Raw genomic sequence first — 13500 nt, 5'->3', positions numbered from 1 at the left:
GCAAAGCAGTCGTCCGGAACGACGAGGGTCGGAGGAGGGTGGTCATGCCCCGCTTAGCCTATGTCAACGGGCGCTATCTGCCCCACAAGTCCGCCGCGGTGCACATCGAGGACCGCGGTTATCAGTTCTCGGACGGCGTCTACGAGGTCGTGCCGGTGGTCCAGGGGACCCTGATCGACGAGGCGCCGCACCTCGACCGGCTGGAACGGTCGCTCAGCGAATTGAGCATCCCGCTGCCCATGTCACGGCAGGCGATCGAGCTGGTCAGCCGCGAACTGATGCGGCGCAACGCCCTCAGCAACGGCTTTCTCTACATGCAGGTCACGCGCGGCGTGGCGCCGCGCGACCACGCGTTTCCGCGCCAGGCCCGCCCCGCGCTGGTCATGACCACGCGCCAGAAGAAGCCGCCGAGCGAGAAGCTCCTGAGCGAGGGGGTCGGGATCGTCACGATCCCCGACATCCGCTGGAAACGGCGCGATATCAAATCGGTCTCCCTGCTGCCGAACGTATTGGGCAAGCAGCAGGCGGTCGAGGAGGGCGCCTTCGAGGCCTGGATGATCGACGAGGACGGCCTGGTAACCGAGGGCACCTCGACCAACGCCTGGATTGTCACCCAGGACGGCGAGCTGGTTACGCGGGACGCCTCAGAAGCCATTCTAAACGGGATTACCCGGCTCCGTATCCTCGACTTGGCGGCGCGCGAGAACATCCGTTTCGTCGAACGTGCCTTCACCGCCGAGGAGGCGACCGAGGCGCGGGAAGCCTTCCTGACCTCGAGCACGAACTTCGTGATGCCGGTCACCCGCATCGACGGCAAACCGGTCGGCAACGGCCATCCCGGACTGCTGACCGGGCAGCTCGTGGCGAGCTACAGGAACTTCGTGCAGAACGGCAAGGCCAGCGCGTGAGCCTCCCGCCGCCGCGGGCGGTCCTCTTCGACTGGGACAATACGCTGGTCGACAGCTGGCGGTCGATCCACCACGCCCTTGAGACGACCTTCCTGGCCATGGGCCAGCGGCCCTGGTCGCTCGATGAGACCCGCCGCAACGTCCGGCGCTCCGCTCGCGAAACCTTTCCCGAGCTGTTCGGTGCCCGCAGCGACGAGGCCATGGCGGTGTTCTTCGGCGCCTTCGAAGCCAATCACCTGAGCCAGCTTCGCCCTTACGAAGGGGCGCACGAACTGCTCGCCGGGCTCGCCGCAGCGGGGATCCCGCTCGCGGTCCTCTCCAACAAACAGGGCGAGCTGCTGAGACGGGAGGTCGCGCATCTGGCCTGGGAGGAATACTTCGGCCGGATCGTCGGCGCCGGCGACGCGGCCTACGACAAGCCGGCCGCTGAGGCGGTCTCCATGGCGCTGGCCGGCAGCGGCGTGTCGCCGGGTCCCCGGGTCTGGCTGATCGGCGACACCGACATCGACATGCTCTGCGCCGCGCGGAACGGCTGTACGGCCGTTCTGCTGCGTCCCGAACCGCCCGGCGCCGGAGAGTTCCCGGACTGTGTTCCTAATTTCCATGTATCGGGCTGTCTTGCCCTAGCCGAACTCGCGTTGAATTCCTAAATTTGCCCTAGAGCTATTCCCCGTCGGTTGTGCTAGACCCACATAATGCTCGCGCAATCCTGGTTTTCGTGGAGTCCCACCCAATTCCAAGTTACGATATCCTGAGATACGGGGGCGCCGACACCGCTCTAAGAAAAAAAGGGAGTAATGGTCGATAATGCCAAGCGAAAAGTCCCAGAATGTGCAAGATGTCTTCCTCAACCACATTCGCAAAAACAAGGTCCCGGTCACGGTGTTCTTGGTCAATGGGGTGAAGCTCCAGGGCATCATCACGTGGTTCGATAACTTCTCCGTCCTGTTGCGGCGCGACGCCCACTCGCAGTTGGTGTATAAGCACGCGATCTCGACGGTGATGCCGGCCACCCCTGTGCAGCTGTTCGAGGGGGCCAAGGAAGAAGCGGAGCACGTATGAGCGTGTCATCGTTCGGCGCGATTTGACGGCAAGCGATCGCAATCCAGGAAAGCAGGTGGAGGGCCTCGGCGACGGGTCGCCGGGGAAGGCGGCGGAGCGCTGTCTCGTTCTCCACCCGGCCTTCCGGAGCGCGCCTTCGTCACCCCGCGATTCTGAGGCGCGGCTGAGCGAGGCCGTCGGTCTCGCCGAGGCGATCAACCTTGCGGTGGTCGACGGTCGCGTCCTCCGGGCGAACCGGCCGCGGCCGGGCACCTTGATAGGCAAGGGCGCTGTCGAGGAACTAGCGCATTTCATCGCCGATCAATCGATAATGCTCTGCATCATCGATCACGGGCTCACGCCGATCCAGCAGCGCAACCTGGAGCGTGCCTGGTCGTGCAAGGTGATCGACCGGACCGGCCTCATTCTCGAGATCTTTGGAGAGCGCGCCCGGACCAAGGAAGGCCAGCTCCAGGTCGAATTGGCAGCCCTGAGCTACCAACGCTCGCGCTTGGTCCGCTCCTGGACCCACCTGGAACGGCAGCGCGGCGGCTTCGGCTTCCTGGGCGGCCCTGGCGAGAGCCAGCTCGAGATCGACCGCCGGCTGACGTCGGATAGGATCTCGCGGATCAGGACCGAGTTGGCGACCGTGAAGCGGACGCGGGCGTTGCACCGCCAGGCGCGCAAGCGGGTCCCTTATCCGGTGATCGCTCTGGTCGGCTACACAAATGCGGGCAAGTCGACCTTGTTCAACCGCCTGACCGGTGCGCGCGTGATGGCGAAGAAGATGCTCTTCGCCACCTTGGACCCGACCATGCGCAAGATCCGCCTGGACAGCGACCATGAGGCCATCCTTTCAGACACGGTCGGTTTCATCTCGGAGCTCCCGACCGGCCTCGTCGCCGCGTTCCGGGCGACCTTGGAGGAGGTCTCCGAGGCCGACCTGATTCTGCACGTCCGCGACGCCGCCCATGCCGATACGGAAGCCCAGCGCCGCGACGTCGAGGCCGTGCTCGAGGACCTGGGCCTGACCGCCGAGGGGAGTCAACGGATCGAGGTCTTGAACAAGTTGGACCTGCTGGATCCCGACGAGCGTGCCGCCGTCGTCGACCGGGCCGCCCGGACGCCGGATCAGATCGCCATATCCGCGGTGACCGGCGAAGGCCTGGATCAGCTCCTCCTGCTTCTGTCGAACGCGGTGAACGGCCACCGGTGCCTTGTCGATCTTTGGATTCCTCACCAGGACGGTGCGGCGCTGTCCTGGCTCTACGAGAGGGGCAAGGTGCTGGAACGCAGCGACGACGAAGAGGGCTGCAGCCTCAAGGTGAGCCTCGAACCGGCGGTCCTGTCACGTTTCGAGCAACGCTTCGGCATCGCCGCGCGAGAGTCTCTCGACGATAGATTGACCGCCAGCCCCAGTTGACTTCCTTCGCCTCGGGTGTGGCCCTCCTACTTGTCGAGAGCCTGTCGAAGGGCAACCGCCAGCGCTCGCTGATCGAAGGGTTTGTTCAGAAGGACCCTGTCGGAGCCGATGGATCCGTTGCGCCGCGCCGCCTCCGCCGGATAACCGGAGATGAAAACAAACTGGAGGTCAGGATGCTTGATCCGCGCCTCATCGGCCATTTCCGGACCGCTCATACCTCCCGGGAGGACGACGTCCGAGAGCACGAGCGCGATCGGTAGGTCTTGCTGGAGTAAGGCCAGGGCTTCACTGGCATCCGCCACGTCCATCACCTCGTAGCCAAGGGACTGGACAATCGATGCGGCCACCTTGCGCACCTCCTCGTCGTCTTCGACGATCAAGATCAGCTCGCCCCGTCCGCTAGGCTCGGGAGCCACGGGTTGGACTTTGGGCTTTTGGGGGGCCTGATCTGCCAGCGGCAAGTAGAGCTTCACCGTTGTTCCGAGACCCTGTTCGCTGTAGATCGCCAGATGACCACCCGATTGCTTTGCGAAGCCGTAGACCGTGGATAGTCCCAGGCCGCTGCCTTCGCCGACCTTCTTGGTGGTGAAGAACGGCTCGACCGCATGCTCCAAAACTTTCTGCGTCATGCCTTGGCCGGTGTCGCTTACCGCAAGGACAACGTAGTCGCCGGCATCGACTTCGGGGTTCCTGGCGACGTAGGACTGGTCGAGCCGGGCGTTGCTGCATTCGATCGTAAGCTTGCCGCTGCCCGACATCGCGTCGCGCGCGTTGATCGCGAGATTGACCAGGGCGTTCTCTACCTGACCCTGGTCGGCTAGCGCGGGCTTCAAATCTTCGGCAGCGATGGTTTCGATTGTGACGCCCTCTCCGAGGGTCCGCGCCAAAAGTTCCGACATTTCCTCCACCATGCCCGCCAGATCGATTGGTCGCGGCGAGAGCGATTGGCGAAGAGAGAAGGCCAGCAGGCGCTGGGTAAGCTCGGCGCCCCTTCCGATCGCGCGGAACATTGCCTGCACCCTGGGTTCCTTCTCGCCGCTCTTGCCGGCAAGGATCTCCAGATTGCCCCGGATGACCGCGAGAAGATTGTTGAAGTCGTGCGCCACACCGCCTGTCAGCTGGCCTATTGCTTGCATCTTTTGGGCTTGGCGCAGCTGTTCCTCGCTGGCGTGGAGTTTGAGCTCGGCCCGCTTCTGAGCGGTGATATCGGCACCGGTTCCCCGGTACCCGATAAAGGTTCCCGAATCATCGAACACCGGTATGCCGTTAATGCTCAGCCAGTGCGGCTTGATGCCTTCTCCGACGCGGTAGTACACGAAGTTGCGGAACGGCTTGCGCTCCAGAAGTGTCTTCTTGTGCTGTGCCCATGCCGCCTTGTCATGATCTTTGCTGAGGAGCTCCTCGCGGGTCATGCCGTAGTGCCACTCGGGCGGTACGCCCAGGATGCGTTCCACGGCGCCGGACATGTAGGTGAACCTCAGGTCCGCATCCGTTTCCCAGAACCAGTCGCCCGAGGCCTCCGCATAGTCCCGGAACCGCTTTTCGCTGGCGTGCAGTTCCCGAGTACGTTCCTCCACGCGCTGCTCCAATTCGCTTTGCGCCCGCTCGAGCGCCTCCTTCGCCTTTCTGTGGTCTACCGCCATGTCCCGAAGCGAGCGGACCGCACGCGCCACGGCGCCGACCTGATCCTGACGATCCACGAAGGGCATCGGTGGGTCCAAGTGGCCGGCGGCAACACTCACCATTGTGTCGGTTATCGACGTCAGCGGCTTGACCACGGTTCGCAGCCCTAGGCCGACGGCGACCAGCACCGCGAAGAGTTGGGCGAATCCCAGGACGATTGCATCGATCAGCGCCTGCTCCTGCGCCTGTCTCAGCCGGTCGAGCGAAAGCGACAGTTCCAGGCTGCCGATGGTCTTGGTGCTGGACTGTTCCTTGAGCACGATGTCGGTGGTCTGGCTGACCACCGGTAGACGCATCGCATCCTTTGCGCGAAGCGCCACGAAGACCCGGGACTTTTCGTCCGTCACCGTGGCGGCGACGAAATCGGGATGCTGAGCCAATCCCTGCATGATGGTCTTCGCATTGTCCCGGTTCAGGTCCCATACGGAGTTCGAAAGGGCCAATGCCTGCCCGGTGGAGAGGTCGGCCAAACGAGAGTACAGTGCTTCCGTCAGCTGCCGGCGTTCCTCGCTTATCTTGACCCAGGTGACGGCTGCGGTGATCGCGGTGAGAACCGTCCCAATGAAGATCATCGCACGTGCATAAATTCTAAGTCGGGGTCGGAACACCGAACCTCTGTCCTGCTTCATTTTGCTCCTGCCCAATATCGAGAAACTGTGGCTCTGCCACCTCCAGGTCATGAACTCGTCACAAACGCTCAGATCTCAAAAGTTCGGATACTGGTCACTGAGAACATCGCGAAACCTGTCGACGAAAGGCTTAGTGATTCGCTCAATCTCACCCTTCACCAGCAGTTCCTGGAAACATCGGTCGAAATCCTGCGCGATTGCCGCTTCTCGGAAATAGAGTCTTTGAGGCCCCGGAGCGAAGATCCTCCGAAAAACAACGGAGCGAGTGATATCGAGGTCCGGCTCCTGATCGGCCTCCGCTCTGGCACGGACTACCGAGATGTAGTTTGCGGTGATCAATCCGTCTGCCAGGATCGCGTCTGCGCGGCCGCTCAGGAGAGGACGAACGTGGTCGAACCGATTCGGTCTCATCCTGAAGCTCTCGAAAGCCGGCACCGAGGATTCGATGCCGAGTATCTTGTCCGCATTGGGGAAGGCGACGATGCGTTTGCCGTGCAGATCCTCGACCGACATGATGCTTTCGAGCCCGGAGCCGCCCAGAACGGTTGCGCCATCCTGCAGGTGTACGAAGGGCTCTGTGGTGAAGCCGGAAAATTCCTGATCGGCTTCTGCCGTAGCCAGGCCGTCATAGGTCTCGAAGTCCTCGTAGTCTTTCCAGTGGCGCCCGAAGGGCACCACGGTGAAAGTGACGCTGTGACCGCAGGAGGCCAGGGTTGCCCGGATCACGTTTCCAATACGGCCGTTGCCGTGGTCATCGAAATGCGGCGGGATCATGGGCGCGATCATTCGAAGCTCTCTCGCCTCGATACCGAATGCCGAGAACAGGATTGCCGTGCCCGCGAAGGCAAATAGTCGTGCGACCGCCTTCAAGATCAGTCCCTTTCTCTGAGTGTGGCCTCAGCAATGCGACGACACGCCGGACCCGGGAAATGCGCTCCGGCAAGTGACTATCGCGAATTCGATTGCCTCTGGACGCTTCGCACCAATGCTACCTTAAACCTGAGCTTTAGAGGAAGGCTTAGCTTTCTACTTTTAGGTTAGTGTCTCCGGCCGCCGGATCGGCACGAATATCCGCCTTGTCGCCGGGGGAATAAGCTCTTGTCCTGACGAGGTTATCAAGATAGTGCTCCGGCCATGCGCGTAGATCCCGAAGCTATAACCAAGATCCTGGCCGAGGTTGGGCAGGAAATCGTGCTGCCCCGCTTTCGGGCACTGGAGGCGCACGAGGTCCAGACCAAGGCGTCCGGCGAACTCGTGACGGTCGCCGATGAGGCGGCCGAAGCAGAAATCGGCCGCCGCCTCCTGGCGCTCCTGCCGGACTCGCTGCTGGTCGGCGAGGAGGCCGTGGCCAAGCGCCCGGCGGTGATGGAAGCGCTGGCCGGGGAGGATCCGGTCTGGGTCATCGATCCGATCGACGGCACCGGAAACTTCGCCGCCGGGCGGCCCGTTTTCGCCGTCATGGTCGCTCTGGTGCGCGGCGGCGAGAGCCTCGCCGCTTGGATCCACGACCCGCTCGGCCGCCGCACGGCGGTGGCCGAGCGGGGCTCGGGGGCCTTCATGGGAGGGGCGCGCCTCGCCGTCGCTCCCGGCGGTGCCCTGGATGGCCTGACCGGGACCCTCCATGCCGGCACCTTCGCCACGCCGGAAATGAAGCGCCAGATCGATGCCAGGCGGTCCCGGCTCAAGATTGGCCGCTCGCTGCATTGCGCCGGGCACGAGTACATCCGCCTGGCGAACGCTGACGACGGCTTCCACTTCTCGCTCTTCACCAAGCTGATGCCCTGGGACCACGCTCCCGGCGTCCTGATTCACCGGGAGGCGGGTGGCGTCGGCCGGACGCTGGACGGGCTCGACTACGGGCCGGCGCGGCGCGGCGGCCACGGTCTGCTGCTTGCGCCTGACCTGGACAGCTGGCGCGCCCTCCACGCCGCGCTATTTTCCGGCACGGAGCTCGCCCTCGAAGCCTAAGGCCCGGCCTCCCGCGGAATGCGCTTGTCGCGAGCCCCGGCGTTTCGCTAAATGCCCGGGTGCGAAAGGCACACGATAGGGGAGGTCGGATCCATGTCGAAGCCACTGCCGGGGCAAGCCCAGGTCGTCATCATCGGGGGCGGCATCATCGGCTGCTCCCTGGCCTATCACCTGACCAAGATCGGATGGCGGGACGTCGTCCTGCTCGAACGCAGGAAGCTGACCTGCGGCACGACCTGGCACGCCGCCGGACTGGTCGGGCAGCTGCGCGCCACCCTCAACATGACCCGCCTGGCCCAGTACACGGCCGACCTCTACACCACGCTGGAACAGGAGACCGGGCAGGCGACCGGCTTCAAGCAGAACGGCAGCATCTCGGTCGCGACCAACGAGGAGCGCTTCGAGGAGTGGAAGCGCGGCGCCTCCATGGCGCGGACCTTCGGGCTCGAGGTCGAGGTGATCGGCCCGGAAGAGATGAAGCGCCTCTGGCCCCTGCTCAATATCGAGGACGTGGTCGGCGGCGTCTTTCTGCCGAAGGATGGCCAGACCAACCCGATCGACACCACGACCGCGCTGGCCAAGGGCGCGCGGACCGGCGGCGCGCAAATCTTCGAGGACACCAAGGTCACGGCGATCCACACCCGCGCTGGCCGGGTCACCGGCGTGGCTACAGACCGGGGCGACATCGCCGCCGAGGTGGTGGTCAACTGCGGCGGCATGTGGGGGCGGGAGATCGGCCAGATGGCCGGCGTCGACGTTCCGCTTCACGCCTGCGAGCACTTCTACATCCTGACCGAGGAGGTCGCGGATCTGCCGAGCGACCTGCCGGTCCTGCGCGATCAGGACGGCTGCGCCTACTACAAGGAGGACGCGGGCAAGATCCTGCTCGGCGCCTTCGAGCCCAACGCCAAGCCCTGGGGCATGGACGGCATTCCCGAGGACTTCTGCTTCGACGAGCTGCCCGAGGACTTCGAGCACTTCGAGCCGGTGCTCGAGGCGGCCATGAACCGGGTCCCGGCTCTCCAGGAGGTCGGCATCCGCAAGTTCTTCTGCGGCCCCGAGAGCTTCACGCCCGACAACCGCTACATGCTGGGCGAGGCGCCGAACCTGAAGAACTTCTACGTGGCCGCCGGCTTCAACTCGATCGGCATCCAGTCGGCCGGCGGCGCCGGCAAGGTCCTGGCCGAGTGGATCGCCGAAGGGCATCCGCCGATGGATCTCTCGGACGTCGACATCCGCCGCATGGCGCCTTTCCAGAACAACAAGGCCTACCTCTATCACCGGGCGAGCGAAGCGCTAGGCCTGCTCTACGCCATGCACTGGCCCTACCGGCAATATGAGACCGCCCGCGGCCTGCGGCGGTCGCCGCTTCACGAGCGTCTCAAGGACCGGGGCGCCTGCTTCGGCGAGGTCGCCGGCTGGGAGCGGCCCAACTGGTTCGCGCCGGCCGGCGTCGAACCGAGCTACGCCTACAGCTACAAGCGCCAGAACTGGTTCCCCTATGCCGCCGAGGAGCACCGGGCCGTGCGCGAAGGGGTCGCGCTCTTTGACCAGTCGTCCTTCGGCAAGTTCCTCGTCCAGGGGCGCGACGCCGAGGCCGTGCTGCAGCGCATCTGCGCCAACGACGTCGCGGTCCCGCTGGGCAAGATCGTCTACACCCAGTGGCTCAACGACCGGGGCGGCATCGAGGCCGACCTCACGGTGACCCGCCTGTCGGAGACCAGCTACATGGTTGTGACCGGCGCGGCGGTGGCCGGGCGCGATTTCAACTGGCTGCAGCGGCACATTCCGGAAGACTCGCACTGCACCGCGACCGACGTCACCTCGGGCTACGGCGTCATGGGCGTGATGGGGCCCAAGAGCCGGGAGCTCCTGTCCCGGCTGACCGCGACCGACCTGACAAACGAGGCCTTTCCCTTTGGGACCGCGCGGGAGATCGAGCTCGGCATGGCCCGGGTGCGGGCCTTCAGGGTCACCTATGTCGGCGAGCTCGGCTGGGAGCTCTACGTCCCCAGCGAGTTCGCGGTCGCGGTCTTCGACGCGCTGACGTCCGAGGGCGAGGCTTTAGGCCTCAGGCCGGCGGGCATGCACGTGCTCGACTCCTGCCGGATCGAGAAGGCCTACCGCCACTGGGGTCACGACATTACCGACGAGGACACGCCGCTGGAGGCCGGCCTCGGCTTCGTCTGCCGCCTCGACAAGAACACCGACTTCCTAGGGCGCGAGGCCCTGCTGCGGCAGAAGGAAGCGGGGCTGAAGCGGCGGATGGTCCAGTTCGCATTGAAGGATCCCGAACCGCTGCTCTATCACAACGAGCCGATCTACCGGGACGGCGAGATCGTCGGCTATCTCACCTCGGGGAACTACGGGCATCATTTGGGCGCGGCGGTTGGCCTCGGCTATATCGGCCACCCGGACGGCGTGGACGCCGACTTTGTCGCTTCGGGAAGCTTCGAGATCGAGGTCGCCTGCGAGCGGATCCCGGCCGAGGCCAGCCTGCGGCCCCTCTACGATCCCAAGAGCGCGCGGATCCGCGTTTAGGCGAGGGCTCTTGCGCGCCCTGGACCCAGCAAAGATCGCCGTCTGGATCTAGCCGCCATGCCCGCGCGCGCCTATACCGCGCGCCCAGTGGCTTGAAGACTGCGCTTCGCATAGACTTCAGAGCGCGGCGGCTATCGGCTCGCGTCGAGGCGGCAGCCTAGGCATTCAATGGGGGAGCAGGACAATGCTGATTGGCGTTCCTAAGGAGATCAAGAATCACGAGTACCGGGTCGGTCTGGTACCGGGCTCGGTCCGCGAGCTGGTGCACCACGGCCACAAGGTGGTCGTGCAGAAATCGGCCGGCGAGGGTATCGGGTTCGACGACGATTCCTTCCGGGCGGCCGGCGCCAGCATTCTCGACACCGCCGACGAGGTCTTCGCCACGGCGGAGATGATCGTCAAGGTGAAGGAGCCGCAGGCCGAGGAATACGGCAAGCTGCGCGAGGGGCAGGTACTCTTCACCTACCTCCACCTCGCCCCCGACGAGCCGCAGACCCGAGGTCTGATCGACAGCGGCTGCATCGCGGTCGCCTACGAAACCGTCACCAACCTTCATGGCGGCTTGCCGCTGCTGGCGCCCATGAGCGAGGTCGCCGGGCGCATGTCGGTTCAGGTCGGCGCGCACTGCTTGGAGAAGGAACAGGGCGGTTCGGGCATGCTGCTGGGCGGCGTTCCCGGGGTCGCCGCGGCCAGGGTCGTGATCATCGGCGGCGGCGTGTCGGGCACCAATGCCGCGCGGATGGCCATGGGCATGGAGGCCCACGTCACCGTGATCGACAAGTCCATCGAGCGGCTCTACGCCCTCGACCTCCAGTTTGGCCCGATGCTGAACACGATCTACTCCACGGTTGACGCCATCGAGCAGCACGTCGCCGGCGCGGACCTCGTCATCGGCGCGGTGCTGGTCCCCGGCGCCGCGGCGCCGAAGCTCGTGACCCGCGACATGGTCAAGGAGATGCGCGCCGGGTCGGTCCTGGTGGATATCGCCATCGACCAGGGCGGCTGCTTTGAGACTTCGCGCGGCACCACCCACGCCGAACCGACCTACATCGAGGAGGACTGCGTTCACTATTGCGTCACCAACATGCCCGGCGCGGTAGCGCGGACCTCGACCTTCGCGCTCAACAACGCCACCCTGCCTTTCGCCCTCGCCCTAGCCAACAAGGGCTACCGCCGGGCCCTGGGGGAAAACCCCCATCTGCGTCAGGGCCTGAACGTGGCCGACGGCAAGGTCACCTACAAGGCCGTGGCTGAAGCGCACGACCTCCACTACACTCCGGCCGAGGAGGTGCTCGGGATCAGTTACTAGAGAGCGGCAACGCCTTGTCTCGGCCGGCGCGCGTGCCAACATCATCGGGACGGTCAAGCAGGAAGGGGTGCGGGATGCTGACAGCGAGAGGCGAGGGTCGAGGCGGAGCCTCGGTCGCGCACATAGGCTCTCGGGCTCTTCTGGTCGCGGTGGCCGCCGGTCTGGGGCTGATGCTCCTGGCCCCGCCGGAGGCCTGGGCGCGAGGCCAGGGAGATGACGTGCGGGTCAACCTCTTCCTCGATACGGAAGGTATTCTGGACAGCGACGAATACAACGCCGCGCCCCAGCCGGTTGAGCGCAGCAGCCCGCCGCCGAAGGTCACGGGCGAGCCGGTCCGCCGCTTTGAGCGGACCGACAGTCAGCGCCCAACCGAAGAGCCGCGCTGGGAGCGGGATTCCGAGTTCGGGGGCGACAGCCTCTTCGGCCGTTGAGGGGCCACCGGCGCCCGGGCCTTGGGGGAGGAGAGGGCTGACCCAGAGCATTCCACAGCCGGCGATCGAGGCGCTTAAGTCCGCTGTCGGGCCCAAGGGCTGGCTCGAGAGCGATCAGGAGAAGGCCGCCTACCTGGAAGACGCGCGGCAGCTCTATCGTGGCTCTTCTCCCCTCGTTGTCTCTCCCGCCGGCACCGCCGAAGTGGCCGCCGTGGTGCGGATCTGCCGCGACCACGGCATCGGCATCGTGCCCCAGGGCGGCAACACGGGCTATGTCGGCGGCTCAGTGCCCACGACCGGCGGCTCCGAGATCCTGGTCTCTTTGACGCGTATGAACCGGATCCGAGACATCGACCCGCTGGACTACTCCATGACCGTGGAGGCGGGCTGCGTGCTCGCCAGGATCCAGGAGGCGGCGGCCGAAGCCGACCGCTTGTTTCCCTTGAGCCTGGCGGCCGAAGGCAGCTGCCAGATCGGCGGCAACCTCTCGACCAACGCCGGCGGCATCGCGGTTCTGCGCTACGGCAACGCCCGGGACCTGGTGCTCGGCCTGGAGGTGGTGCTCCCCGACGGGCGGGTCTGGGACGGCCTGCGGCGCCTGCGCAAGGACAACACCGGCTACGACATGAAGCAGCTGTTTCTCGGCGCCGAGGGGACCCTGGGCATCATCACGGCGGCCGTGCTCCGGCTGTTTCCCCGCCCGAGCGAGAGCCGCACCGCCTTCGCCGCGGTCGCCGACCCTGGGGCCGCGACGGCCCTGCTGGCGCGCTTCCGCAACAGCGGCGGCGACGAGGTAACCAGTTTCGAATACCTCGCCCGGCCCTGCATCGACTTCGTCCTGGCCCACATCCCGGGGACCAGGGAACCGCTGGCGGCGCGCTTCGACCACTACGTCCTCATCGAGCTCTCCACCAGCCGCGCCGACGCCGATCTGGACGGCCTGATGGAGACCGTGCTGGGCGCGGCCATGGAGAGCGGCGAGGTGCTGGACGCCAGCCTGTCGCACAACGAAGCCCAGGCCCGGGCCTTTTGGACCATCCGGGAGAGCGTGCCGGCGGCCCAGAAGCACGAGGGGGCCTCGATCAAGCACGACGTCTCGGTGGCCGTCTCGCGGGTCCCCGAGTTCCTTGCGCGGGCCGCGGCGCTCGCCGAGTCTGCGATCCCGAACGTCCGGGTCGTACCGTTCGGCCATCTGGGCGACGGCAACATCCACTTCAATCTGTCCCAGCCCCGGGACATGGCGCCGGAGGCTTTCCTCGGCCACGGGGAGGCCGTGACCCGGCGGCTGCACGACCTGGTCGCGGAACTGGACGGCAGCTTCAGTGCGGAGCATGGGGTCGGCCAGCTGAAGCGGGCCGACCTGCGGCGCTACCGCTCGGAGGTCGAACTCGACATGATGGCCTCGGTCAAGCGGGCGCTCGATCCCCGCGGTCTCATGAACCCCGGCAAGCTGCTTTGAGCGATACCGCCAAGGGCCGGCGTTTTATTCGTTAATTCATGCGTAAGGTCTTTTAAGTAAGCTCTCAGATGCAGTGAAGGTTAAAAGGCCGATTCAATTTAACTAAAG

At 65.4% G+C, this 13500-nt stretch carries 11 protein-coding genes; 9 read left to right on the top strand and 2 right to left on the bottom strand.

The window, feature by feature from the left end:
- Window positions 1–44: 44 nt before the first annotated feature.
- The 4 genes from QNJ67_04230 (at window position 45) to hflX (ending at window position 3372) form a co-directional block, all read left to right on the top strand.
- Window positions 45–908, top strand: a complete 864-nt coding sequence (locus QNJ67_04230) for a D-amino-acid transaminase (GenBank protein ID MDJ0608160.1) — start codon at window positions 45–47, stop codon at window positions 906–908.
- Window positions 905–1558 carry an HAD family hydrolase gene (locus QNJ67_04225; protein ID MDJ0608159.1) on the top strand — a complete coding sequence of 218 codons (654 nt, stop codon included), beginning with the start codon at window positions 905–907 and terminating at the stop codon, window positions 1556–1558. The genes QNJ67_04230 and QNJ67_04225 overlap by 4 nt, the downstream gene beginning before the upstream one ends.
- Before the next feature lie 157 nt (window positions 1559–1715).
- Window positions 1716–1970, top strand: coding sequence for an RNA chaperone Hfq (gene hfq / locus QNJ67_04220; protein ID MDJ0608158.1), 255 nt, complete (start codon window positions 1716–1718; stop codon window positions 1968–1970).
- A 55-nt stretch (window positions 1971–2025) separates the two neighbouring features.
- Window positions 2026–3372 carry a GTPase HflX gene (gene hflX, locus QNJ67_04215; GenBank protein MDJ0608157.1) on the top strand — a complete coding sequence of 449 codons (1347 nt, stop codon included), beginning with the start codon at window positions 2026–2028 and terminating at the stop codon, window positions 3370–3372.
- 26 nt (window positions 3373–3398) lie between these two features.
- Here the strand turns inward: hflX and QNJ67_04210 are convergent, their stop codons facing one another.
- Window positions 3399–5684: an ATP-binding protein gene (locus QNJ67_04210; GenBank protein MDJ0608156.1), complete on the bottom strand. Its 2286-nt coding sequence runs from the start codon at window positions 5682–5684 to the stop codon at window positions 3399–3401.
- A gap of 75 nt (window positions 5685–5759) precedes the next feature.
- Window positions 5760–6554 (bottom strand): ABC transporter substrate-binding protein, encoded by a 795-nt coding sequence (locus tag QNJ67_04205; GenBank protein ID MDJ0608155.1) that lies wholly within the window; start codon window positions 6552–6554, stop codon window positions 5760–5762.
- Window positions 6555–6818: 264 nt separating this feature from the next.
- Between QNJ67_04205 and QNJ67_04200 the strand changes: the two genes are divergently transcribed.
- The 5 genes from QNJ67_04200 to QNJ67_04180 all read left to right on the top strand — a co-directional run bounded on the left by QNJ67_04200 (window position 6819) and on the right by QNJ67_04180 (window position 13392).
- Entirely contained in the window at window positions 6819–7652 is an 834-nt protein-coding gene (locus QNJ67_04200; protein ID MDJ0608154.1) for an inositol monophosphatase, read from the top strand.
- Between the two features lie 93 nt (window positions 7653–7745).
- Entirely contained in the window at window positions 7746–10193 is a 2448-nt protein-coding gene (locus QNJ67_04195) for an FAD-dependent oxidoreductase (GenBank protein ID MDJ0608153.1), read from the top strand.
- Window positions 10194–10377: 184 nt separating this feature from the next.
- On the top strand, window positions 10378–11502 hold the full coding sequence (gene ald, locus QNJ67_04190) for an alanine dehydrogenase (GenBank protein ID MDJ0608152.1): 1125 nt from the start codon (window positions 10378–10380) through the stop codon (window positions 11500–11502).
- A gap of 74 nt (window positions 11503–11576) precedes the next feature.
- A complete protein-coding gene (locus tag QNJ67_04185) occupies window positions 11577–11933 on the top strand; it encodes a hypothetical protein (GenBank protein MDJ0608151.1) in 357 nt (118 codons plus the stop codon).
- 37 nt (window positions 11934–11970) lie between these two features.
- Entirely contained in the window at window positions 11971–13392 is a 1422-nt protein-coding gene (locus QNJ67_04180; protein MDJ0608150.1) for an FAD-binding oxidoreductase, read from the top strand.
- Window positions 13393–13500: the final 108 nt, after the last annotated feature.

This window comes from Kiloniellales bacterium, assembly GCA_030064845.1.
Taxonomy (GTDB): Bacteria; Pseudomonadota; Alphaproteobacteria; order Kiloniellales; family JAKSDN01; genus JASJEC01.
Note: the sequence above shows the minus strand (reverse complement) of the source record. Positions and strands in the feature narration are given on the sequence as shown.